Genomic DNA, 25117 nt, shown 5'->3' with positions numbered 1-25117 from the left:
CGCAACAGGTAAAATTATTATTGCAGCTTAAGTTCGAAAGATTTTTTTGTGGGAGGAAGGCACTGGCTATCATCACACACCATATACTCTACCGTTCCGCTCAAGTTCGTCTTGGCAGCACCTTTTACTTTAATGGTTTGCACGAACTGTACTTTGTTGGAATAGAACAACACATCTGTTTTGAAGTTGTTGTCGTATACCTTTTCCAACTTACCTACTTCTTTAGGCTTGCCTGACAAACTAACCAGTGGGTTCTTCTTAAAACTGAACTGCGTTGGAATAGGTCCGCCCTTCCCTGTATTCTGAGAATAGATATGCCAGGGATGCGCTACCTGTGCAGTAGCAACGATTTCATACGTATCGGCTGATTTTTTCTTCGCTTCATAGGTCCAGCTAACCGGGTTGGACATTTGTGCAAAACAAATCACAGCAATAAAACTCAATACAAACGTAGCAATCGTTTTTTTCATAAGGAACTTTTTATATTATCAGTTCAATCCAAGTATTTCAAATACTTTCCTGCCATCGATATTACCCAATGCCGGCGAAGTAGCTCTTTCGGGGTGTGGCATCATACCAAATACATTCCTGCCTGGATTACAGATACCGGCAATATCCCTAATGGCCCCATTGGGGTTACTGGCGTTACTCATTGCACCATTCTCATCACAATAACGGAACAGTACCTGGTTGTTCGCTTCCAGTGCGGCAAGGGTTGCCTCATCGGCATAGTATCTTCCTTCTCCGTGCGCAATTGGTATTTTCAACGCCTGCTCATCCTGGTGTTTGATGAATACGTTCTTGCAAACAAATTGCTGATTGGCATTTTGCAACAATACGCCCGGCAGCAGTCCGCTTTCACAGAGTATCTGAAATCCGTTACATACCCCCAATACTTTCCCGCCCCTGTTGGCAAAATCAATCACGCTTTGCATCATGGGACTGAATCGGGCAATGGCTCCGCAACGGAGATAATCGCCATAGGAAAACCCGCCTGGCAACACAATACAATCTTCCGTAGTGAACATACTGAGGTCCTTGTCTTTATGCCAGAGCATGATCACTTCCTTTCCCAGGTCGTGCTGCAGGGCATCCTGCATATCTCTGTCACAATTGGAACCGGGGAATACTACAACGCCGAATTTCATGGATGGGTACATTTATTTGGTTGTGCAAAGGTACGACCTCTTCTGTTAAGGCTCCCGTTAAGGAGTATCTAATTTTATACCAGGTGCCAATTATGGTATATGATCACCCCAATGGCTAACCAAAACAGGAAATTGGGAAAAAGCAGGCGCTTGGGCCCCGAAAATGCATTGGAACTGAAGGCCGCCAACGGCACCAGGCTCATAACAGAAGCAGTTATTCCTGCATTTTTAAAGACAAACGGAACGGGCAATACGATCAGCAGCATCACTACCATTACCCCCCAGTTTTTCCTGATCTGGATGCCCATACGCCCCATACTTACCTGCCAGTAATAAAAACCCGTCAGGAATAACAGGGCCAGGTAAGCAAGGCTCACCACCAGGTCGGTATCCCAATGCGAAATGGGAAGGCCGACCCTGATCCTGGGCAGAAAATTACCGTAACCGGCCAGCCTGTCGCTCAAAAAAAGCCAGGAAAAAAGAAAATAAAAAGGAAGCAAAGTGCCCATCAGCAGTATCAGCCATTCCGCCAGCCTGAAAGGCCGCACTACCGTTAAAGCGAACAATACCGCCAGCACCAGCACAGCTGTAGGATGATAACAAAGAATGGTGGCACCCACGATCAAACCGGTATTGAACAATAATGTTTTGGGTGAAGGGTTATTGTACAGTTTGCAAAGTTTGGTGAATATCCAGATGAGCAACGAATTCGATACCAGCGCCGAAGAAATACTGCACCATTGCGGCAGGATGGCCGATAACAGCACATAACTCATGGCCACCATATATGTATAATGATGAAACAGCCGCTGGTCGTTCAGCACCATGTTCAGCCGCAGGGCTTGCAATAGCACTACAACATGATATAATACAAACAATACAGTCTGTGGCTGGCCGGCAATATAGCTTGTCAATACCATGGAAATCAGGCCATCGTGCTGGTCGGTAATCACTACAGGTACACTGGAAAAAAAATGAAGGTGCACCACAATGCTCAGCACCGACAGAAAAAAAATGTTGGCGATGGATTTATCTCTGAATAAAAAGACCACTGGAAGCTGTATTAAAATTCAATTTTGGCAAAACAAGTATATCCTCTGTACTGGCAGGGCACCACCAACTGGTGGGCTCCTACCTGTTTGGCATGGCGCGGCATGAAGTCATATCCCTTATCCATATTCTTGAAGGTGGGGTTACGGTTGATCTGTCCATCCGGTGTGATCGACTGATCAAACAATATCATATCACGCTTCTCCTGCATGTTGAAGATAAAATGAATTTCGCTGCCGCTGTTCATCATACCATAACCAATGAAGTTGTCCGTGTTATCATCATACTGCGATTTGCGTATCACATTGCTCCATTCCATTTTTCCGGATGGATCGAAAGAGATCACTGCAATATTATCGGCGAAATAACGGGTAAGTGCATTATTGAAAGCGCCATAGCGCCACCAGGGATAATAACCCCAGGGGCTGTTCCAGGAATAATAATCCATCGGCATCCAGTAAGGCGATCCGTAGAGATAATCCCAACGGTTCAGCGGATTCCCCCTCGAAGTAGTATACGCCGATTCTGCCATTACCAGGAATCCGCCATCTTTACGCAGTACAACATTCTTCAGAAAGAAATCATTGAAAGCAGCTTTTAAATTACCATCACTCTTGGCATCGGCCCTGAATTCATCGGAGAATACGGTAGTAGCAGTCAGCATCTCCTTCCCCTGTTGCTTATCCCACAAACAATAATAAAGCCCTTCCATATTACCGCGCCTCAGTTTACTGAAGAAAGAACAGAGCAGGTAATGTTTATTGAGGTTGTCTACCTTAATCCTGATATCATCGAGATAGATATTATTGAGCTTCAGATCAGCGGCAGTGTACCCATCCTGCATGGCCGGCTTGGTAAGCAGGGTAATCTTGTTGAGGTTATCATTTTGTGAAGTGCCGGAAGCTTTCACACAAACCATATCGCCATCGTTGTCGAGCGTAAATTCAGAAAGAAAATCGTTCCGCTGCGGCATCGGAATGCTGGTATAGCTTTTTTTCAGCAGCTTCAGGTCTTTATCAAAAAGGCTGGTGGTTACCAGGTAGGTGCGGTCGTTGTGGCTGTTGATCTTGAACACCATGATCTTTTGCTTGTCTTCACTGTATATCAGGGAGTTGATCTTGGTGTTGGAGGTATAATTAATATTGGCTGTAGTATCTAACGGGATCACATCGCCTATTTTCTTACCATCGGCGCCGATCCGTGCAGCCATATAATACATGACGCTGCGTTTCTGGTACTGATAGAAAACATACATGAAATCGGAATACTGAATGAACTCGGTATTCAGCACGCGTTCGGGGAAAAAATCGAGTTTGTTCTTAGACACCAACTTCATGTCGTTGTCGAACACAGAAATGAAATACTGGTCGCGGTAACTTTTATATACCAGTATACGGCCATTCATTTTACCCATCACTTCAAAATTGAGGGTGCGTGCATCGTCCCTGTCGGGTTCGGAATACGTGATCCGCTGGGCCTGTGCACCGCATAAAGCCATACTGCATAACAACAACGCTACCAGTCTAGTCATCTTGGGTTGGATTTATTATCAAAAATATAGGAAAAGTACGAGGAATCCTTTACTCGGCGTTTTGCCATACATTTGTTCAAGGATCAATAGTTTTAAAGCAACAACCATCGTTCGTGAGTAAGAATTTCAACAAGGTCACCACGGCAGGACTGATCATTGCATTGGGAATCATTTATGGTGATATTGGTACTTCCCCTCTTTATGTTCTCAATGAAATTATTACCGGACGGGTAATCAGTGAATACCTCATTTTGGGGTCGCTTTCCTGTATCATCTGGACATTGACTTTACAAACAACTGTGAAGTATGTGATCCTTACCCTTAAAGCAGACAACAAAGGGGAAGGTGGTATTTTCAGCCTGTATGCGCTTGTGCGCAGGCGCCGCAAATGGCTCGTGATCCCCGCTATGCTGGGTGGCGCTGCCCTGCTCGCCGATGGTATCATCACGCCTCCTATCACCGTTACTTCTGCCATTGAGGGACTCAGGCAATTACCTGTGTTTCACGACATCGAACAAAACACCATTATCGGCATTGTACTGGGAATTCTTACCCTGTTGTTCTTTATGCAGCAGTTTGGTACTGCTTCTATTGGAAAAATGTTTGGTCCCATCATGGGCATCTGGTTCGTGATGCTGGCTGTATTGGGTTGTTCACACCTGGTAGATGATCTCGGCATACTGAAAGCGTTGAGTCCGCATTACGCCATAGACTTACTTACTACTTATCCCAAAGGTTTCTGGCTATTGGGTGCTGTTTTCCTTTGTACCACCGGCGCTGAGGCATTGTACAGCGACCTTGGACATTGTGGCCGGGGTAATATCCGTGTGTCCTGGATATTTGTAAAGACATGCCTCATACTCAACTACCTCGGACAAGGCGCATGGTTACTCGCAAATTATAAAGGGCAGGTCATTCCATCGCAGGTCATTGCCGACGGATTCAATCCTTTTATCGGCATTATGCCGCACTGGTTCAAGCTGGCGGGCGTTATCATTTCTACCGTGGCAGCGGTTATTGCCAGCCAGGCGTTGATATCAGGATCGTTTACATTGATCAGTGAAGCCATGCGGCTGAACCTCTGGCCCAAGATGAAAATCCATTATCCCACCGAAGAAAAAGGACAACTGTATATACCTGGTATCAGTTTCCTGTTATATATAGGTTGTACGGGTATTGTGTTGTATTTCCAGAAATCATCCAATATGGGTGCGGCATACGGATTGGCCATTACCATGTGTATGATCAGCACGTCGATACTCTTTGCCAATTTCCTGGTGAGCCGGCGGGTATTGCCGGGTTGGATCTATCTCTACCTGGTTGTATATATTGCCATTGAATCTTCTTTTCTCATTGCCAACCTGGAGAAATTCATGCACGGTGGTTTCGTAACGTTGATCGTTGGCGGCGGATTGTTCCTGGTAATGTATGTATGGTTCCGCAGCCGCAAGATTAAGAACCGTTATGTGGAATTTGTGCGGATGGAGCATTATATTCCTATGATCCAGGAGTTGAGTAACGACAGGACCATCCCTAAATATGCCACCCACCTGGTTTACATGACCAGCGCCAATAACCCCAAGGAGATCGAGCATAAGATCATCTATTCCATCCTCAATAAAAAACCAAAGCGCGCAGATATATACTGGTTTGTTCACGTGGATGTGCTGGATGATCCTTACACCTGCGAATTCAGCGTGGAACACATCATTCCGAACGACATCATACGCGTTGAATTCAGATTGGGATTCCGGGTAGAGCAAAGGATCAACCTCATGTTCAAGAAAGTGGTGGCGGAGCTGGTTAACAACAAAGAAGTGAACATCACCAGTCGCTATGAAAGCCTTGAAAAGAACAACGTGGTGGGCGATTTTCAGTTCATCGTACTGGAAAAATACCTGAGCCAGGATAATGAGCTTCCTATTATTGAGCGGGTGATCATGAAATTATATTTCTGGCTGAAGGAGATCAGCCTGGGCGAAGAAAGAGGTTTTGGCCTGGATCCCAGTAGCGTAACCATTGAGAAATTTCCATTAATCGTAGCGCCCGTATCCAAATTCAACCTTAAGCGGGTTTATATGGATGGCGGGGAGTTTGAATAATCATCAACGGTCTCCTATCGGTACTACGTTTTGCTGCTTATTCTTCCTGATCTTTTCCGGTATGGCCGATATAATTTCTTTTTGGAGGATGTCGATCAATCGCTTCTTTACAAAATCGCGGTGCACTACCATACTCACTTCACGCATAGGGGCAGGTTTTTTAAAATGACGGATGAGGTTTTGCTGGCGCGCTCCCATGTCCATCGTGGCTAATTCGGGTAATATGGTAATACCGTCATTCAATTCCACCATTCTTCGCAGTGTTTCGATGCTGCCGGCCTCATACTCGAAATTATTGGCGCTCTTGCTGGCTTTTTGAAGCTCACAGAGGTTCATGATCTGGTCGCGGAAACAGTGACCTTCTTCTAACAACCATAATTTATCGGGGTGAATGTCTTGCGGAAGCACGTATGTTTTTTTATAAGCCGCATGATGTTTGGAAACATAGGCCATCATTTCTTCGTAAAAAAGCGGGTATTCTTTGATACCGTTTTCCTGCAAAGGCGTAACGAGTATACCCATATCTATCTTTCCGTCGCGCAAACGGGAGATGATCTGGTCTGTCATCATTTCATTGATGATCAATTTTACCAACGGATATTTTTTAGTGAATTGCTGCAAAAACAAAGGCAGCAGGTAAGGTGCCAGTGTAGGAATAATGCCCATACGCAGTTCACCTGAAAGGATACCCTTTTTCGCATTTACCATCTCATCCATTCGCTTCTTCTCTGCCATGATCTTACGCGCCTGCTCAATCAATTCCCGGCCCATCTCGGTGGGGATGACAGGTTGCTTGCTTCTGTCGAATATTTTAACGCCCAACTCTTTTTCTGCTTTCTGTATTTGCATACTGAGTGTGGGTTGCGATACAAAGCAATGTTCTGCGGCTGTTGCAAAATGCCGCCAGGTATCCACGGCGATGATGTATTCCAATTGCACAAAAGTCATATTGATAAATTTTGCTCCGCCAGTATTACTTTATCAGTATTTACTTGCAGCAGGTGATCCACTCCTTCTTTCAACGCATAATTTTCTTTTGCATGACTTACAGGAAATCCGAAACAAACCGGGTAATTAAACGAGCGTAAATGATCATGCAATATGGCGTCTATTTCCTGTCCGAAGGGAAACAGGGTATCTTTCAACTCCGTAAAACCGCCGATGATCAATCCGGCAAGGCCATCCAGCATACCGCTTCGTTTCAGTTGAATCATCATGCGGTCGATATTGTAAATGTATTCACCGATATCTTCCAGGAAAAGTATTTTTCCTTCGGTATGAAGAGCCGATCGGCTGCCAACCAAATGAGCAACCAGGGATAAGTTGCCGCCGATCAACTGCCCTTTCGCAATGCCCGTTTTGTTAAAGGGATGAGGGACGCAACTGTAATTGCCGGGCTTACCGGTCAGGGCAGCCCTGAGTGATTGTACAAATTCATTTTCATAGCCTCCTTCATTAAAAGCGCCCGCCATTGGTGCATGCAGTGTGGCTATTTTCAATTGTTCGTGTATATGGGCATGCAGAACGGTCACATCACTGAAGCCGATCAGCCATTTGGGGTGTTGCGCAAATGTTGTAAAATCAAGTGCATCGATGATCCGGCTCAAACCGTATCCGCCACGTGCGCAGAGGATTGCTTTCACGGATACATCATCCAGCATTTCCTGCAGGTCGGCAGCCCGTTCTGCATCGGTGCCTGAAAAATAATGGAACTGGTGGCCTACGGTCTTTCCAACTTTTACACGATAACCCCATGCCTGCAGTACTGTTAAGCAAGTAGCTGATTTATCGGCGGGCATGAAACCAGCGGGACAAACAACGCCAATCGTATCTCCGGGCGATAAATAAGGAGGGATCCTGATCATGAATATTGGGTTACTTATTTTTAGGTTTGGGTTTGTTGATATGGGCAATGGTTTCCTTCTTCCGGCCGGCTTCCCGCAACGCTTTGTCGATCAGCATTTCTATTTGTCCGTTCACACTCCGGAAATCATCGGCCGCCCATTTCTCCAACTGGGAATAGGTTTGCGCGTCGATCCTCAATACAAATGATTTCTTGTTCAATGTGCCTGTTTGAGCCTGTTATTGGTAAAGCGTGCCTGTATTCAGCACAGGGGTAGCCGCTTTCTCACCGCAAAGTACTACCATCAGGTTACTTACCATGGAAGCTTTTTTATCTTCGTCCAGTTCCACGATCTGTTTTCTCGACAGCAATTCCAATGCCATCTCTACCATGCCTACCGCACCTTCCACGATCTTGGTGCGGGCAGCTACAATGGCCGTGGCCTGTTGTCTTTGCAGCATAGCGCCTGCAATCTCGGGAGAATAAGCCAGGTGACTGATGCGTGCCTCCGTAATAACGATCCCTGCTTTGGTCAGTCGCTCGTTCAGCTCATTTTCCAGTAACTGCGTTACTTTTTCACCACCATCACGCAACGTTACAGGTGCGTGTTCATCTTCAATGTTGTCATACGGACAAATAGAAGCCAGGTGGCGAATGGCCGCTTCGCTCTGGTTGATCATGTACTGCGAAAAGCTCACCACGTCGAACACCACTTTGTAAGTGTCCTGTATCTGCCACAGGATCACGGCGGCGATCTCAATGGGGTTACCCATTTTATCGTTCACCTTGAGCTTGGCGCTTTCCAGGCTCTGCGAACGGAGATTCACTTTCTGCTGTGTGAACAGCGGGTTCACAAACAACAATCCATTCTCTTTGACAGTTCCTACATACTTACCAAAAAAAGTAAGCACCACCGCATAATTGGGTTGTACGATGATGAGCCCCTTCAACACCACAACAATCGCAATAAAGCCAAGGACAATGAAAAATATTTCCACAGCGGGCGGATTGGCCGGGCCGGAAGCAGACTGGATGATCAGGCTGATGTTGAGTATCAGTATGACAAGAGCCACCAATAAGGCTCCGAAACCGGGTATCCCTTTTCGAATCTTTTCCATAAGAATTATTTTGATATTAAAATGATATCAAACCTACAAAAACTTCCCGAATATCCAAATCCGCTACATATCTTATTTTTGCAATTCCCTATAAAGACAGGAAGAAACATTATGAAGGATCCGAAGCGATATTTGATCACGGCAGCGTTGCCCTATGCCAACGGCCTCAAGCACATCGGCCACCTGGCCGGGGCCTATTTGCCTGCCGATATTTATGTACGTTACCTCAAAGCGCAACAGCGCGATGTAGTATTTGTGTGCGGAAGCGACGAACACGGCACTGCCATTCCCATACAGGCCACCAAGGAAGGCACTACGGCCCAGGCCATTATTGATAAATACCATCCCATCATTGAAGAGAATTTCAGGGAACTGGGCATTGCATTCGATATTTACCACAGAACCAGCGCTCCTATCCATCACCAGACGGCACAGGAATTCTTTACAGCATTGAATGAGAAGGGAGACCTCGAGACAAAAGAGACCGAGCAGTATTACGACGAAGAAGCCAAAAGCTTCCTGGCCGACCGTTATATCAAAGGCACTTGTCCCAATTGCGGTTACGAGAATGCCTATGGCGACCAATGCGAACGTTGCGGAAAGAGTTTGAGTCCGGACGAGCTCATCAACCCTGTAAGCACCCTCAGCGGTAAGCCCCCGGTAAAAAAATTAACCAGGCACTGGTATCTGCCACTCAACCGGCACGAAGATTTCCTGCGGGAATGGATATTGAAAGAGCATGCCGAAGACTGGCGCGCCAATGTCTTAGGCCAGTGCAAAAGCTGGATCGATGGCGGCCTGCAGCCGAGGGCTGTTACGCGCGACCTCGACTGGGGTATTAAAGTACCATTGCCCGATGCGGAAGGGAAAGTATTGTACGTATGGTTCGATGCGCCCATCGGTTATATCAGCGCTACCAAGCAATGGGCATTGGATCATGGCAGAGACTGGACGCCCTACTGGCAGGATAAAGACACCAAACTCGTTCACTTCATCGGAAAAGACAATATCGTTTTCCACTGCATCATTTTCCCGGTGATGCTGAAATTGCATGGCAATATCCTGCCCGACAATATTCCCTCTAACGAGTTCATGAACCTGGAAGGCGACAAAATGAGCACCAGCCGCAACTGGAAGCTCGAGATGCAGGATTATATCAACGATTTCATCCGCAAAGAAAATGGCGGAAGCCAGATGGCCGATGTGTTGCGTTATTATTTAACGCAGATCGCCCCCGAAACCAAAGACAGCGAGTTTGTTTGGAAGGGATTCCAGGATGCCAATAACAGTGAACTGGTAAGCATCTTCGGCAATTTTGTGAACCGAACTTTTGTGCTCATGCACAAACTCTGTAAAGGAAAAGTTCCCCCTTATCACACAGCTGTAGCCGATGGGTTGGACGCACAAACCATTGCTGAGATCAAACAAACAAAAGAAAAAGTAGAACAGTTACTGGAAGCATACCGTTTTCGTGAGGCTTTGTTTGAAGTGATTAACCTGGCTCGTATTGGTAACCAGTATATGCAGAAAAAAGAGCCCTGGATACTGGCAAAGAAACTGGAAGCGCAGCCGGAAGTGCAGCAGTTGATCGATAACTGCCTGCACATCTGCCTCCAACTCACCGCCAACCTGGCCATCCTCATCAACCCTTTCCTTCCGTTCACGGCTAAAAAAATGCTGCACATGATGAAGGTGGTAGAGAAAATGCTGAGCTGGGAGAACGCCGGTAGTATGAAATTATTGAGCGTAGGTTATTCGCTCAGGGCCCCCGAGTTATTGTTCAGAAAGATAGAAGACGATGAGATCAATGCGCAAATAGAAAAACTCAAATCTGCCAGTGCAACCAAAGAAGCGCCAGCAGTCAACACAAAACAAATGACACCCGAACAATCAGCAACCAGCAATCAGAAATCAGCAATCGTTTTCGATGATTTTGCAAAGATAGACCTGCGTGTTGGCACCATTGTAAGCGCAGAAAAAGTAGAGAAAGCAGATAAGTTGTTGAAATTGCAGGTAGACTTGGGATCTGAGACACGCACCATTGTTTCGGGTATTGCGCTTCACTTCAAACCGGAAGAGATCGTAGGTAAACAGGTAACCGTGGTTACCAATCTCGCTCCGCGTAAAATGCGCGGTATTGAAAGCAATGGGATGATATTAATGGCCGAAGACAATGGCAAGCTGCACTTTATCAATCCGGAAGACAAAATCAATTCCGGAAGCACAGTGAGTTAAAATAATGACCCGATGGCTCAATATGCAATGGCTCAATGGAAGAAGATTTCCATTGAGCCATTGTTTTATGATATACGCTCATTGAGCATAGGGCTATTGAGCCATTAAAAACTGACGCATTCTTTCAGCTCCTTCTCGCTATAGGCAAGTCCATACTGTTTCAGCACATCATCGGGAACACCATTCCATTGATTGGGCGTGTTGCCTTTATACCCCAGGTCTTTCACACCCATTTCGGAAGTAAAGAACCCGGTCACTGTAAGATTGCGCATGAGATTGAAGAAAGATACACCTTGTTTCATCTCTGGTTTTGCCTTGGCTGGATAAGCGATCTGGTCTACCATGGCAATTTGCTGCTGGTGATCACAATCCGTAAATGCTTTACCATACTGCTTCAGGCATTGTACATCGAGCCAGCGCAAGCCACCGCGCATAGGCGTCTGGTGTTTGGGCATGTCTTTTACGATGAACTCCAGGAAGTCGGGCACTTTGGCATCACTGGCGCTGCCACTCACTGCATCTTTGGGTACAATGATATCTGCCAGCACTGTAAGTGTGGCCATTTCCTGTGCCGTGAAGAATTTATCGTTGAGTTTTTTCAGGTAATCCTTTTCTTCCTGCATGCGATCAGCGTCTGCACCCGTATCGGCAACCGCAGTTGCTGCTTTCTTTTCGCCTGGCTTACAAGCCTCAATGATGAGGCCAGTGGATACGGTTCCTACTACCAGGGCTTTAATGGATTTTCTTCTGTCCATTGTTATAAGTTTTGTTTTTTCATTTCATCGATGATGTATTCAGATGCCCTCATGGAGAGCGCAAGGATGGTCCAGGTAATGTTCTTATCGGCCTGTGAAGTGAACTGACTGCCATCTACACAGAACAATGTTTTACAATCGTGTGCCTGGCTCCATTTGTTGAGCGCCGACGATTTACGATCGGCTCCCATACGTACGGTTCCTGCTTCGTGAATGATATTACCCGGGTTACTCAATCCGTAATTATTCTTCTCATTATCATCGCCGCCCCAGGTAATCACGGCACCCATGTTGTGCATGATTTCCTTGAAGGTCTCTTTCATGTGCTTGGCCTGCTTGATCTCGTAGTCGGAATGTTTTACATTGAAACGCAAAACAGGGATACCATATTTGTCCACTACATTGGGATCTATCTCGCAGAGGTTATTGTAATTCGCTACGGCTTCTCCCCTTCCTGCCATACCAACATTGGCGCCATAAAAGAAACGCGCATCTTCTTTCAGGGAAGCACCGTAACCGCCCGTCTCTTTGGTTTTACCATTCACGGCATATTTACCATTGAGATTTTCCAGGCCAAAACCAAAGCCATAAGCCGGTTGCGACATGCCGCCCCAATATTCAATATGATAACCGCGAGGGAAATCGAGTTTTTTATTGTCGAGCCACCAGGGGGTATATACGTGCATACCGCCCACCCCATCTTCATTGTAACGTTTACGGCCGAAAAGCTGTGGCAATACACCACCCAGTGCAGCACCGGTTGAATCGTGCAGGTACCTGCCCACCACATTGCTCTCATTGGCCAGGCCATTCGGATGGCGGGTTGATTTGGAATTGAGCAATAAGCGGGCCGTTTCACAAGCGCTGGCAGCGAGTATCACAACACGGCCACTCACCTGGTATTCCATCATATCTCTTTTGCTCACATAAGAAATACCGGTTGCCAGTCCTTCTGCATTGGTTAATACTTCACGGGCCATCGCCTGTGTAATCACATCCAGGTTACCTGTTGTAGCACCGGGAATTACCAGGGCTGAAGAAGAAGAAAAATCGGCATAGAGCTTACAACTACGGTTACACTGTCCGCAATACACGCAGGCCCCACGCTCATCATTGATCTTCTTGGTGAGGATCGACAAACGGGATGGGATTACCGGTATACCTATGCCGGTAGCTGCTTTCTTGATCATCAGTTCATGCAAGCGGGGCTTGGGCGGTGGCAGGAAAATACCATCCGGGTCATTGGGCAATCCTTCATTAGAGCCATATACACCCAACAACTTATCTACCTTATCATAATATGGTTTGATGTCGTCATAACTGATGGGCCAGTCATCACCCAATCCATCAATACTTCTGCGTTTGAAATCCTTCGGACCGAAACGCAATGATATCCTTCCCCAGTGATTGGTACGGCCGCCGATCATGCGCGCGCGCCACCATTCCCACTTGGTTCCTTCGGCCATTGTATAAGGTTCTCCATCAATATCCCATCCCCAGAAACAGCCATCGAAATCGCCGAATGGGCGAAACTTGGTGCTGGCACCACGACGGGGCGATTCCCAGGGATTTTTAAATTGAGAAGAATGAATTTTAGGATCGTAATCGGCCCCTGCTTCGAGCAGGCAGACCTTGAGACCGGCCTTGGCCAGCATATAGGCAGCCATTCCACCACCGGCGCCCGATCCTACAATGACAGCATCATACTTTTTAGATTCTTTTTTGATCTGAAGATCACCCATAAAACAACAATTTGAAGTGTGTTCGTTAGAGCAATGAAAGTAAAGCTTTTTGAGTTAATACATGCGTGTTTTTAAAAAGAAAAAAACGATTTAGCAAAAGATTGCATGCATGAAAAAGCCACTATTTGCATAGCGGCCTCTTCAGGGTTAGCGTATATATGTTTTCAAAGAGACGTCCGTTTGCCTAACTGCAACCCATGCTGTTACCGCAATTCAGGCACTTGTAACAGGTACCGCTGCGAATGGTAATATGTCCGCATGTGTTACAAGCCGGTGCATCACTCTGCATATTTTTAGCAGCAGCATTCACAGCATCTAACCCTGCTTCTGCTTTAACAGGTGCGGCTGCTCGCTGTAATTTTTGCGGTTGTGCAGCCGGTGTAACATTGGCCGAAGGCGCTGTTACTCTTATGCTGCTCAACTCTGGCTTGCCCAGCAAAGTGGCATCCCCATCATCATCGCCCAGGTTGCCTACCTGCGGTCTGTCCAGCACATGCACCAGGTCTGTACGGCCCAGGTACTCATAAGCCAATACACGGAATACAAAATCAACCAGTGAAGTAGTAGTCTTGATATTGGGATGGTCTACCATACCAGCCGGCTCAAACTTAGTGAACACAAATTTCTCTACGAACTCTTCCAACGGAACACCGTACTGCAAGCCAACAGAAATGGCAATGGCAAAACAGTTCATGAAGCTGCGCAGCGTAGAGCCTTCCTTCGCCAGGTCTATGAATATTTCACCCAGTGTACCATCTGCATATTCTCCTGTGCGGAGGAACAATACCTGACCGCCGATTTTGGCTTTCTGTGTAAAACCCCTGCGCTTGGCAGGCAAGGATTTTTTCTCTACGATGAGCGATAACTGGCGCTTCAGCTTGGTGTCGGTAGAAGCCTGCATGCGTTTGTGTACTTCATCCAGCAATTCATCTACTGTAAGCTGGCTCATGTCTACAATATTGGAAGCCGTATCTGCAACAGCCACTTTTTCTTCTTCTGCTTCCGCCGATTTTTTCTTTTTATCGGAAGATTTATTGCTCAACGGCTGGCTCAGTTTGGAACCATCGCGGTAAAGGGCGTTGGCTTTCAATCCCAGTTGCCAGCTCAGCAAATAACAGTCCGCAATCTCTTCTACTGTTGCTTCATGTGGCAGGTTGATGGTCTTGGAAATGGCGCCGCTGAGGAAAGGCTGACAAGCCGCCATCATACGGATATGTCCATACGCGTGGATATAACGCTCTCCTTTCTTGCCGCATTTATTTGCACAGTCGAATACCGTCAGGTGCGCGTCTTTGAGATAAGGAGCACCTTCCACCGTCATGGTACCACATACATAATCATTGGCTGCTTCAATTTCTGCTTCGCTGAAACCGATCGCTTCCAGCAGGTTGAAATTCCAATCGCTGTACTGCGCTTCTGTAAAGCCTAAACGCTGCATACATTCATCACCCAGTATAAAACGGTTGAAGATGAAACCGATCTCAAAAGCAGATCGCGCAGCGCCGTTCAGTTTTTCAATCTCAGTAGCAGTAAATCCTTTCTCACTCAGGCTTTGCGGATTGATGAAAGGAGCGCCCTCAAAGCTCGCAGCACCTACTGCATATTTTTCAATGGCTTCCGCTTCTTTAGCATTATAGCCAAGGTTCTTCAATGCCTGTGGAACCGACTGGTTGATGATTTTGAAATAACCACCGCCTGACAATTTTTTAAATTTCACCAATGCGAAATCAGGTTCTACACCGGTAGTATCGCAATCCATTACCAGGCCAATGGTTCCGGTAGGTGCAATCACAGTTGTTTGCGCATTGCGGTAGCCATGCTGTTCGCCTAACTGAACCGCTTCATCCCATGCACGGGTAGCGGCTTTCAACAGGTAATCGGGACAATGCGTGGCTTTGATACCCTGTGGTTTGATTTCAATACCTACATACGCATCCTCCGCATCATAAGCAGCGGCGCGGTGGTTGCGCATTACACGCAGCATGTCTTCTTTGTTCTCCTCGTATTTATCAAATGTGCCAAGGAAGGCAGCGATCTCTGCAGATGTTTTATACGCGATACCCGTCATGATAGCAGATATAGCACCTGCAATACCACGGGCTTCTTCACTATCGTAAGCAATACCACTCACCATAAGCATAGAACCCAGGTTAGCGAAGCCGAGTCCGAGTGTACGGTAATCGTAAGAAAGTTGCGCCACTTCTTTAGAAGGGAATTGTGCCATCAACACAGATACTTCCAGTACGGTAGTCCACAAACGCGTAGTATATTCAAAACCTGCTACATCAAACACATTGGTCTCATCATCATGAAACTTGCGCAGGTTGATGGAAGCCAGGTTACAGGCCGTATTGTCGAGGAACATGTATTCCGAGCAGGGGTTCGATGCATTGATGCGGCCGCCTTTCGGACAGGTATGCCATTCGTTGATGGTAGTATCATATTGTGTTCCGGGATCGGCGCAACGCCATGCTGCGTAAGAGATCTGGCTCCACACTTCTCTTGCCGGCACTTTCTTCATCACACGGCCATCGGTACGCGCTTTCAGTTCCCAGTCGCCGCCTTCTTCCAGCACTTTAAAGAAACTGTTAGGGATGCGCACAGAGTTGTTTGAATTTTGTCCGGATACCGTAGCATACGCTTCTCCCTCGTAACTGTTATCATATCCTGCAGCTACCAATGCGGCCACTTTATCTTCTTCCTGCACTTTCCAGTTGATGAATTCCATTACTTCGGGGTGATCCAGATCGAGACAAACCATTTTGGCTGCCCGTCGTGTAGTGCCGCCGCTCTTGATAGCGCCTGCAGCGCGGTCACCTATTTTGAGAAAGCTCATCAGTCCGCTTGAAGTACCCCCTCCACTTAACTTCTCTCCACCACCACGAATCTGTGAGAAGTTGGTACCTACGCCTGATCCGTACTTGAAAATGCGGGCCTCACGGGTCCACAGATCCATGATACCACCTTCATTCACCAGGTCGTCGTTCACGCTGAGAATGAAACAGGCATGGGGTTGTGGGCGCTCATACGCGTTGGTGGATTTTTTCAGTTTACCATCTTTGGGATCTACGAAATAATGACCCTGCGGTTTGCCGGTGATGCCATAGCTCTCGTGCAAACCGGTATTGAACCATTGGGGTGAATTGGGTACGCAAGCCTGGTTGAGGATGCTGTATACCAACTCATCGTAAAACACCTGTGCATCTTTGGCCGATGCGAAATACCCGTAACGCTCTCCCCACACACGCCAGCAATTGGCCATACGATGTGCCACCTGTTTTACGCTGGTTTCCCTGCCTACCGAACCATCTGGCTGGGGTACCCCGGCTTTGCGGAAATATTTTTGGGCGAGAATGTCCGTTGCGATCTGGCTCCATTGTTTCGGAACCTCTACATTGTTCATTTCAAAAACCTTTTCACCATTAGGGTTTTTGATAACACTGTCGCGGTAATCGTATTCGAACTGGTCAAAAGGGCTTACACCCTCTGCTGTAAAGCGGCGGCTGAACTGTAAACCTTTGGAAGTGCGTGGGTTAGCCATGTAAGTATAGTTTTTAGCGGGTTTGTTGGTTTAGTCCCTGGTTAACGAATTGTTAAGCGGTTGACGAAAATATCTTTCCATTTTCACAATTCAAGGCCGGAAATATCCACTGCTTGTGGATAAGGCATGTGGATTTTTTCGTACCTCCAATCAGGGTTGCATTTGCTGGAAAATGCACACATGGTAGAAATATTTTTGATCTTTTTGTAGTTTAAATGAACTTTTTTTCGTAAATAAAAAAGCCGGATTCCGAGGGCTTAAGCCTTTTACAAACACAAAAAACGCTCCAGGCAGCTACTTCTACCGAAATATGTATCTTTCCATGGATTTTTTTGCATTTTTGCAACAGCATCTATCCAATATTGAATGAAGCAAGCATTGTACAACCAATTTGTAGAGAAGAAAAGAACGGGCAGGAAATCTTTTGCGGTATTGATCGACCCCGATAAGGTAGATGACCAAAAGATCGCGCAACTGGTGCGATTGGCCACTGATGCTAAAGTCGATTATTTTTTCGTGGGCGGCAGTTTGGTCATTTCCAGTCACCTCGACGATTGCATCCGCCAGCTCAAAGCTTCCTGCGCTATTCCTGTTGTTTTATTCCCCGGCTCGCCTTCCCAGGTGAGTAAATATGCCGATGCGTTATTATATCTTTCACTCATATCTGGCCGCAACCCGGAACTGTTGATTGGTCAGCATGTGATCAGCGCTCCTTTTGTAAAGAAAAGCGGGCTCGAGATTATGCCCACCGGTTATATGGTCATCGACGGAGGGGCGCCCACCACTGTGTCTTATATTTCCAACGCAACGCCTATTCCGGCCGACAAGAATGATATTGCCATGTGTACGGCCATGGCGGGAGAAATGCTGGGAATGAAACTCATCTACATGGATGCAGGCAGCGGCGCCAAGCGGCCCATACCTGAATCCATGATAGAGAAAGTAGCGCGTCACATTGAAGTGCCGTTGATCATCGGCGGAGGCATTATTGATCCCGTTAAAGCCTATCTCAACTGCAAGGCAGGAGCCGATGTGATTGTAGTGGGCAATGCGATTGAAAAAGATCCTACACTGATCAAAGAATTGAGCGCAGCCGTGCACAGTATTCCTGTGCAGGTATAGCTGCGTAGTTAAAATATCCCCCCATCAGTCTGCCCATATGCAGCAAGTGTATACTATTTGTTTTCAAAACGAAATTTGAAAATATGAAACGTTTATTGTGTACCACTAACTTCTTTTTTTGTATGCTGATTACCAACGCACAAACCGAAGGCCCTGTTTACAAAACCATTGCAGATCAATTTGAACAGCTGTACAACACACAGCAGGGCGATAGCATTTTTGCCATGTTTTCCGTTGAGATGCAAAAAGCGCTTCCAATAGATAAAACCAACGCGTTCCTGTCGGGCTTATACCGACAGGCTGGTAAAATCAAACAGCGGGAATTCACAAAGTACCAGTCGACTTTCGCTTCTTATAAAACTCATTTTGAAAAGGCTTTGTTCGCCGTAAACATTTCTGTGGATGAGCATCATAAAATCAATGGTTTTTTGGTAAAAGCCTTTGTTGACGAACCCCTTCCCCAAATAGACCGGAACCAGACCAAGCTCCAATTACCCTTCACAGGTGTATGGACTGTTCTTTGGGGTGGCGATACCAAAGAGCAAAATTATCATGTGGTATCTACCGTACAGAAAAATGCCTTTGATATAGAGATAACGGATGAACAAGGGCATTCATACAAAACAGATGGACAAACCAATGAAGATTATTATGCCTTCGGCAAGCCGCTGACTGCCCCTTGTGATGGTACGGTTGTATTGGTTGTGGATGGCATCAAAGACAATAAACCGGGTGTTATGAACCCGGCTTATAGCCCTGGGAATAGCGTGATTATTAAAACGGAAAAAAATGAATACTTGTTCTTCGCCCATTTCAAACAACATTCTATCCAGGTAAAGCAGGATCAAAAAATAAAACAGGGACAATTGCTGGGACTCTGCGGGAACTCAGGCAATTCATCAAAACCTCATTTGCATTTTCATATCCAGAATACAGAGGATATAAACAAAGCCACGGGGGTGAAATGTTATTTCGATCAAATACAGGTGAACGGTCAGCTTAAAGCCGATTATTCACCTGTAAAAAATGATAAAATATCATCTCCTGCCTTATAAAAACTTCTTACCTGTTCACTGTTTTCATAGAAGCTTCGGGATAGCGGTCACCTGCGGCTACATTGCGGGGTGCTATTGCATCAATCGCTTTCAAATCTTCTTTACTGAGGGAAACTTTTAATGAACCGATATTCTCTTCGAGGTATTTGATTTGCTTGGTGCCCGGAATAGGGAAAATATGATCTCCCTGCGCCATTACCCATGCCAACGCCAATTGCGAAGGAGTGCAACCTTTTTCAGTAGCAAGGTCCTGTATCTTTCGCACCAACTCCAGGTTCTTTTGAAAATTCTCTCCCTGGAAACGGGGTGAAAACCTTCTCCAGTCATCTTCCGCCAGGTCATCGAAGCTTTTCAATTGCCCGGTAAGAAATCCACGGCCCAATGGAGAATACGCCACAAACGCAATTCCCAACTCCTGGCAGGTTTGCAGTAATTCATCTTCCGGTTCACGGCTCCAGAGCGAATATTCTGTCTCCAGTGCAGTGATAGGATGAACAGCATGCGCTTTACGCAAGGTTTGCGGCGAAGCTTCAGACAAACCAATCGCCCTCACTTTACCTTCGGCTACCAGTTGTGCCATGGCCCCTACGGTTTCTTCAATAGGCGTTTCCGGATCTACCCGGTGTTGGTAATACAGGTCAATGGTATCTACCTGCAATCTTTTGAGGCTGGCTTCGCAGGCCGACCGCACATATTCGGGTCTGCCGTTAACACCCCTTGCCGAAGGATTGTCCGGATACCTGACGATACCAAACTTGGTAGCCAGCGTAATATCGTTACGAATACCTTTCAACGCTTTTCCAATCAGTTCTTCGTTGTGAAAAGGACCATACATATCAGCTGTATCCCAGAAACGCACGCCCAGGTCATGGGCCCTGTGCAAAGTTTTCAAGGAATTTTCATCATCTCTCTTTCCATAAAAATCGCTCATGCCCATGCAACCCAATCCTATTGCAGAAGCGGTCAAACCCTGACTACCCAATTTTTTTGATTTCATAATGATCTGTTTAAGATGAATTGTTTTGTCATGTAAAATTATTAGACCCTGTCAAGACAGTTATTACCTGATTGAAACCATTCATTACAAAATTCAATCCTAATTCAAACTCCTGAAAAACGACGGTGTTACCTGCGTTTGTTTCTTGAAAAAATTGTTGAAGTGCGATGGTTCTTCAAAACCCAGGCAGTAACCGATCTCGGCAATATTCCAATCGGTGTGCTTCAACAAAGACTTGGCTTCACTCACCAGCCTTTCTGCTATTACGCCTGTGGTGGTTTTACCTGTGGTTGCCTTCACAGCTTTATTCAGGTGATTCACATGTACTGCCAACTGCTCGGCAAAGTTGACTGCCGAGCGCATATCAAATCGCTGCGATGTGTTTTCGATGGGGAACTGTCTTTCCAGCAATTCAGTAAATACCGCGGTGATGCGCGCCTTGGCATCTGTGTGCCGGCAGAGGCTTTCGGAAGGCCCCATTTTAAGTGCGTAGTGGATCAACTCGGTAACATAACTCTTCTGCAGATCGAACTTGAACGCATAATCCGATTGCATTTCATTCAGCATCTTGTTGAATATCTGGCTCACTTCCCTGTCCTGTTCCTTGTTGAGTATATAGGACGGATTGCCGCCTGGTTTGAACATCGGCAGGTCGCCGAATTCATTCCGTATCCTGTCGGCAAAAAAGGATTTGGAGAAGATGCAGAAAAAACCGGTCTTGTCATCCGATAAAGATTCAAGGGCATAAGGAACCAGCGGGTTAAAAAAGATCAGCGTAGTACCGGATATCTCAATGCTCTTATCGGCATAATGGTACAGGTTATGTCCGCGGATCAGGCTGATCTTGTAAAAATCCCTGCGGCTGTACACGACTTTGTTCTTGCATTTCTCCATTTGAAAAACGTTGAAATGTCCCATGCCTTCGTGCAGGTTGGCCGGAAGAATATTGAATTTGTCTCTGTAAAAATCTTCGATTGTTTGCATAAGTTGCGCTCTCAGGATGTTTTCGATTGCTATACAAATTTAAACAACTTCAACTTCGCAAGTTTCGGGTTTTATGGCTACCCTATGCGTTTTAGTTTTGTTTTATAATTAACACCCATGAACGACCAGGAAAATATCAACTACGGACGTGTGGCAGCGGCCATTGATTATATCAGGGAAAATTTCCGTTCGCAGCCCGACCTCGATGAAATTGCAGAAAAAGTACATCTGAGTCCCTTTCATTTTCAACGGCTTTTTACGGAATGGGCAGGCACCAGTCCGAAAAAATTCCTGCAATACATCAGTATCGCCCATGCCAAAAAAATGCTCAAAGAAGAGCAAGCTACCCTCTTCGAAACAGCTTATGAAACGGGACTTTCCGGAACCAGCCGCCTGCATGATCTTTTTATTCATATAGAAGGCATGACGCCTGCCGAATACCGCGACGGGGGAAAAAGCCTGGCCATCAATTATAGTTTTGCAGAAAGTCCTTTTGGCAATATCCTCGTGGCTTCTACCCCCAAAGGCATTTGTTATATGGCTTTTGCCGATGACTCGGAGCAATCATTTGAAGCGCTGCGCAAACAGTTTCCTCATGCGCAGTTCAGGCAGGTAGTGGATATGATCCAGCAAAATGCGTTGTACATTTTTACGCAGGACTGGAAAAACCTCGGCCAGGTGAAGCTGCACCTCAAAGGCACCGATTTTCAATTAAAAGTCTGGGAAACACTGCTCAAGATACCTTTGGGGCGGCTGGCAACTTATGGTACTATTGCACAACAAATAGCGCAGCCCCATGCAGCGAGGGCCGTTGGAACAGCCATCGGAAGTAACCCCGTGGCATACCTCATCCCTTGTCACCGCGTTATTCAATCGACCGGCATCTTTGGCGGTTATATGTGGGGACCTACCCGCAAAACAGCGATCATTGGCTGGGAAGCCGCCCGGACACTGCATACGTAATGCACCTAAAATTTGAAAAGATGGATTTATTCGGCAATAGCATAAATGAAACCACCAACCTGCTTCCCAAAGACGGCATCGTCAATTATTTTGGGAAGTTGTTGTCAAGAAAAGCAAGCGATCATTATTTTGATCGCTTGTTGGAAGACATCCAGTGGAAAAACGATGAAGCCATCATTCTCGGCAAACACATTATTACCAAGCGCAAAGTAGCCTGGTATGGCAACAGCAACTATGCCTACACCTACTCTAATGTGACTAAGCAGGCGCTTATCTGGACCAAAGAACTACTTGAATTAAAAGCGCTGGTAGAAGAACAAACAGAGACTGTTTTCAATTCCTGTCTGCTTAACCTCTATCACAATGGTGATGAAGGAATGGCCTGGCACAGCGACGATGAAAAATCGTTGGGAATCAATACCACCATTGCTTCTCTCAGTTTTGGCGCCGAACGGAAATTTGCTTTCAAACACAAAAGAACAGGTGAAAAAGTTGCCCTTGTTTTAGAATCTGGCAGCCTACTTGTAATGAAAGGGGCTACTCAAACGCACTGGCTGCATCGCCTGCCTCCTACCAAACTGGTTTCAAAACCCAGAATCAATCTTACTTTCAGAACCATTTACGATCTTTAGGTTTCTCAAACCCGGCAATATGTCTCTTTATAAAAAAATCAATCCTTTTTCAAAGCCAAACAACGATATTGGTTTCACCACCAATACCAGCCAGATCCTGGGCGGCCGGTTCATCAATAAAGACGGCAGTTATAACCTGGTAAAAGAAGGCATGCCTTTCTGGAAAAGGGTAAGCATATTCCACGACATGCTTACCCTGCCCCAGTGGAAATTCATCAGCATCATTGTGCTGTTTTATTTTGTCATCAATTTTGTTTTCGCTGTTGTTTATTACCTGTTGGGGCCATCTCAAATGTCGGGGCTGCCTGCTGGCGATCAGTGGAAAATATTCAAGGAACTGTTTTATTTCAGTACACAGACTTTCACAACTGTTGGCTACGGGCATATTTATCCCGTTGGCGATGGAGCCAGCCTGGTATCCGGACTCGAAGCACTGACCGGCTTCTTATCACTGGCCATTGCTACCGGTTTGATCTATGGACGTTTCTCCAAACCCAGGAGCTACCTGGCATTCAGCGATCATGCATTGGTTGGTCCGTATAAAAACGGTACAGGCATTATGTTCCGTTTTGCTGCTATCAAAGACAAACATACCCTTACCGATTTGGAAGTAAGGCTGAATGTGGGCATGCAGGTGTTGGAAAACGATGCGCTCATGTACAAGTACTTTTCATTGAACTTGGAAAGATCCCGCGTGGAAAGTATGCCCATGAGCTGGACCGTTGTGCACCCCATAGACGAGAACAGTCCCTTCTCCGGTTTTACCGAAGACGATATGAAAAATGCTGATGTGGAATTGTATGTTATGCTGAAAGGGTTCGACGATGTATTTTCCAACTTTGTTCAGCATCGCACTTCCTACACTTACAACGAAATACTCTTTAACCGCAAGTTCGTACCCATGTACCGGGAGAGTGAGGATGGCAGCGTCACCATCCTGGAATTGCACAAACTGAACGTGCATGAAATAATGAACTGATCTATTTCAACCCGGCAGTATCTACCCGCGAAGGCGTTTCCTTTCCGTTCACGATACCTCTTGAACTCAATGCAATGGCTTTGATGATCATGGTCATGTTATCGAGGTCCAGCGTTCCTATTTCGTCGCTCGCTTTGTGGTAATTGGGTTCGCTGTCCATCTTCGATGTAGAGATCGTATGCGCAGGAACGCCCAAACGCGCAAGGGTAGCATTATCTGAGCGATAGAATAATTGTTGATCGGGATAAGGATCCGGATAAAAATTAAAACCGGTTCCTTGCAGGTTGTCTTGCAGTATCTTGCCCATATCTGTTTTTTCATACCCGGTGATGTAAGCAGAATTCCTTCCCCACTTGCTTTCTGTTCCAATCATTTCAATATTGAACATGGCTTTCACTTCTTCGGGGTTGAATTGTTTTGAAAAATAAGTGGCTCCGAATCCTCCTGCTTCTTCTGCTGTAAAAGCAGCAAAAATGAGGGTGCGTTCGTTATTATTCAATGCCTTGAAATATTTAGCCAGCATCATCACTGCTGTAGTGCCTGCCGCATCATCATTGGCTCCGTTGTAGATAGAGTCGTTATTGACCATATTCCGGGTATTGATGCCCAGGTGATCGTAGTGCCCGGAAAAAATAACATACTCATTGGGCTTGCTCTTGCCGGGCAGTACGCCTACCACATTGGCCAGTTTCATTTCCGTGATCTCATGTTTGGCCGTGATCGTGTAAGCAGCCGGTTTTTGGGTAGTGAGTACGAACACTACATTCTTATCTGTTTTGAAAAGGGCCGATTTCATGCGGGTAAGATTGCCGAACAAGTGGCCAAAACTGGTGTCTACCAGTACCAGGTAATTCTTATTCCCATTGAGCACTTTGCCTACCACGCTGCGTATATTATCATTTGCTGCCACGGTAACTGTTTCGTAACCTGAACGCTCATTGATAGTTAGTTCGGGCTTACAAGTGAACACGATCACATTCCTGCTGTCAACGGTTGCGCCATCGAAAGAACAGTTAACACCCAAAAGATTCGGGCGAACCATGGAAAAAGATTGCAGGTAAGTGCCGCTGTTTTTGAGTGTTTGTAATCCGGTCTGCTTGAATTCAGAAGCGATAAAAGCCGCTGCTTTTTCAATCCCCGGCGTAAAAACACGCCGCCCTTCCATATCATCCGCTGACAAAGTGCGTTCTATGCGCTCCACTTCTTTAACCTGGATTACCTGGTCGGCCGATGTTTGTGCAAAAGAAAATGTTGCTGCCAGTGAAGACAACAACACCGAAATAATTTTTTTCATTTCTGATGTATGATTTCTGATTTGAA

21 protein-coding genes are annotated in these 25117 nt (G+C 46.1%); 7 read left to right on the top strand and 14 right to left on the bottom strand.

What is annotated here, in order from left to right; all coding sequences use genetic code 11:
• Window positions 1-17: 17 nt before the first annotated feature.
• The 4 genes from SEDOR53_RS0107975 to SEDOR53_RS0107960 all read right to left on the bottom strand — a co-directional run bounded on the left by SEDOR53_RS0107975 (window position 18) and on the right by SEDOR53_RS0107960 (window position 3729).
• Window positions 18-470, bottom strand: coding sequence for a protein-disulfide reductase DsbD domain-containing protein (locus SEDOR53_RS0107975; RefSeq protein ID WP_026769255.1), 453 nt, complete (start codon window positions 468-470; stop codon window positions 18-20).
• Window positions 471-488: 18 nt separating this feature from the next.
• On the bottom strand, window positions 489-1148 hold the full coding sequence (purQ, locus tag SEDOR53_RS0107970; RefSeq protein WP_026769254.1) for a phosphoribosylformylglycinamidine synthase subunit PurQ: 660 nt from the start codon (window positions 1146-1148) through the stop codon (window positions 489-491).
• Window positions 1149-1222: 74 nt separating this feature from the next.
• Entirely contained in the window at window positions 1223-2200 is a 978-nt protein-coding gene (locus tag SEDOR53_RS0107965) for a hypothetical protein (RefSeq protein ID WP_026769253.1), read from the bottom strand.
• A gap of 11 nt (window positions 2201-2211) precedes the next feature.
• Window positions 2212-3729 (bottom strand): hypothetical protein, encoded by a 1518-nt coding sequence (locus tag SEDOR53_RS0107960; protein ID WP_026769252.1) that lies wholly within the window; start codon window positions 3727-3729, stop codon window positions 2212-2214.
• Between the two features lie 113 nt (window positions 3730-3842).
• Here SEDOR53_RS0107960 and SEDOR53_RS0107955 point away from each other — a divergent pair, with 113 nt between their 5' ends.
• Complete coding sequence (locus SEDOR53_RS0107955; protein ID WP_026769251.1) at window positions 3843-5831, top strand: KUP/HAK/KT family potassium transporter; 1989 nt, start codon at window positions 3843-3845, stop codon at window positions 5829-5831.
• A gap of 3 nt (window positions 5832-5834) precedes the next feature.
• On the opposite strand, the gene SEDOR53_RS0107950 is transcribed toward SEDOR53_RS0107955, so the two are convergent.
• From SEDOR53_RS0107950 to SEDOR53_RS0107935, 4 genes are read right to left on the bottom strand one after another with little or no spacing between them, the layout of a single operon-like run.
• On the bottom strand, window positions 5835-6779 hold the full coding sequence (locus SEDOR53_RS0107950; RefSeq protein ID WP_026769250.1) for a hydrogen peroxide-inducible genes activator: 945 nt from the start codon (window positions 6777-6779) through the stop codon (window positions 5835-5837).
• Complete coding sequence (locus SEDOR53_RS0107945; protein WP_037360804.1) at window positions 6776-7696, bottom strand: LD-carboxypeptidase; 921 nt, start codon at window positions 7694-7696, stop codon at window positions 6776-6778. Before SEDOR53_RS0107945 ends, SEDOR53_RS0107950 begins: the two co-directional genes overlap by 4 nt.
• A gap of 10 nt (window positions 7697-7706) precedes the next feature.
• A complete protein-coding gene (locus tag SEDOR53_RS17455) occupies window positions 7707-7895 on the bottom strand; it encodes a hypothetical protein (protein WP_037327425.1) in 189 nt (62 codons plus the stop codon).
• Window positions 7896-7913: 18 nt separating this feature from the next.
• The gene (locus tag SEDOR53_RS0107935; protein WP_026769248.1) at window positions 7914-8792 is read right to left on the bottom strand and encodes an SPFH domain-containing protein; all 879 of its coding nucleotides are present in this window, start codon (window positions 8790-8792) and stop codon (window positions 7914-7916) included.
• Between the two features lie 111 nt (window positions 8793-8903).
• Between SEDOR53_RS0107935 and metG the strand changes: the two genes are divergently transcribed.
• A complete protein-coding gene (metG, locus tag SEDOR53_RS0107930; protein ID WP_026769247.1) occupies window positions 8904-11027 on the top strand; it encodes a methionine--tRNA ligase in 2124 nt (707 codons plus the stop codon).
• A 104-nt stretch (window positions 11028-11131) separates the two neighbouring features.
• Here metG and SEDOR53_RS0107925 read toward each other — a convergent pair whose 3' ends face one another.
• The 3 genes from SEDOR53_RS0107925 to SEDOR53_RS0107915 all read right to left on the bottom strand — a co-directional run bounded on the left by SEDOR53_RS0107925 (window position 11132) and on the right by SEDOR53_RS0107915 (window position 17065).
• Window positions 11132-11782: a gluconate 2-dehydrogenase subunit 3 family protein gene (locus SEDOR53_RS0107925; RefSeq protein ID WP_026769246.1), complete on the bottom strand. Its 651-nt coding sequence runs from the start codon at window positions 11780-11782 to the stop codon at window positions 11132-11134.
• Between the two features lie 2 nt (window positions 11783-11784).
• A complete protein-coding gene (locus SEDOR53_RS0107920) occupies window positions 11785-13524 on the bottom strand; it encodes a GMC oxidoreductase (protein WP_026769245.1) in 1740 nt (579 codons plus the stop codon).
• 184 nt (window positions 13525-13708) lie between these two features.
• The gene (locus SEDOR53_RS0107915; RefSeq protein WP_026769244.1) at window positions 13709-17065 is read right to left on the bottom strand and encodes a vitamin B12-dependent ribonucleotide reductase; all 3357 of its coding nucleotides are present in this window, start codon (window positions 17063-17065) and stop codon (window positions 13709-13711) included.
• Between the two features lie 366 nt (window positions 17066-17431).
• Between SEDOR53_RS0107915 and SEDOR53_RS0107910 the strand changes: the two genes are divergently transcribed.
• Window positions 17432-18187: a geranylgeranylglyceryl/heptaprenylglyceryl phosphate synthase gene (locus tag SEDOR53_RS0107910; protein WP_026769243.1), complete on the top strand. Its 756-nt coding sequence runs from the start codon at window positions 17432-17434 to the stop codon at window positions 18185-18187.
• An 83-nt stretch (window positions 18188-18270) separates the two neighbouring features.
• Entirely contained in the window at window positions 18271-19242 is a 972-nt protein-coding gene (locus SEDOR53_RS0107905; protein ID WP_026769242.1) for a peptidoglycan DD-metalloendopeptidase family protein, read from the top strand.
• Between the two features lie 7 nt (window positions 19243-19249).
• Here SEDOR53_RS0107905 and SEDOR53_RS0107900 read toward each other — a convergent pair whose 3' ends face one another.
• Both SEDOR53_RS0107900 and SEDOR53_RS0107895 read right to left on the bottom strand, forming a co-directional pair.
• Window positions 19250-20239, bottom strand: a complete 990-nt coding sequence (locus SEDOR53_RS0107900; protein WP_026769241.1) for an aldo/keto reductase — start codon at window positions 20237-20239, stop codon at window positions 19250-19252.
• A 99-nt stretch (window positions 20240-20338) separates the two neighbouring features.
• Window positions 20339-21223, bottom strand: coding sequence for an AraC family transcriptional regulator (locus SEDOR53_RS0107895; RefSeq protein WP_037360801.1), 885 nt, complete (start codon window positions 21221-21223; stop codon window positions 20339-20341).
• A gap of 117 nt (window positions 21224-21340) precedes the next feature.
• Between SEDOR53_RS0107895 and SEDOR53_RS0107890 the strand changes: the two genes are divergently transcribed.
• From SEDOR53_RS0107890 to SEDOR53_RS0107880, 3 genes are read left to right on the top strand one after another with little or no spacing between them, the layout of a single operon-like run.
• Complete coding sequence (locus SEDOR53_RS0107890) at window positions 21341-22186, top strand: methylated-DNA--[protein]-cysteine S-methyltransferase (RefSeq protein ID WP_026769239.1); 846 nt, start codon at window positions 21341-21343, stop codon at window positions 22184-22186.
• A 20-nt stretch (window positions 22187-22206) separates the two neighbouring features.
• Window positions 22207-22818 (top strand): alpha-ketoglutarate-dependent dioxygenase AlkB, encoded by a 612-nt coding sequence (locus SEDOR53_RS0107885; protein ID WP_026769238.1) that lies wholly within the window; start codon window positions 22207-22209, stop codon window positions 22816-22818.
• A 19-nt stretch (window positions 22819-22837) separates the two neighbouring features.
• The gene (locus SEDOR53_RS0107880) at window positions 22838-23797 is read left to right on the top strand and encodes an ion channel (RefSeq protein WP_026769237.1); all 960 of its coding nucleotides are present in this window, start codon (window positions 22838-22840) and stop codon (window positions 23795-23797) included.
• 1 nt (window position 23798) lies between these two features.
• On the opposite strand, the gene SEDOR53_RS0107875 is transcribed toward SEDOR53_RS0107880, so the two are convergent.
• The gene (locus SEDOR53_RS0107875; protein WP_026769236.1) at window positions 23799-25091 is read right to left on the bottom strand and encodes a M28 family metallopeptidase; all 1293 of its coding nucleotides are present in this window, start codon (window positions 25089-25091) and stop codon (window positions 23799-23801) included.
• Window positions 25092-25117 lie beyond the last annotated feature (26 nt).

This window comes from Asinibacterium sp. OR53 (assembly GCF_000515315.1).
Taxonomy (GTDB): Bacteria; Bacteroidota; Bacteroidia; order Chitinophagales; family Chitinophagaceae; genus Sediminibacterium.
Note: the sequence above shows the minus strand (reverse complement) of the source record. Positions and strands in the feature narration are given on the sequence as shown.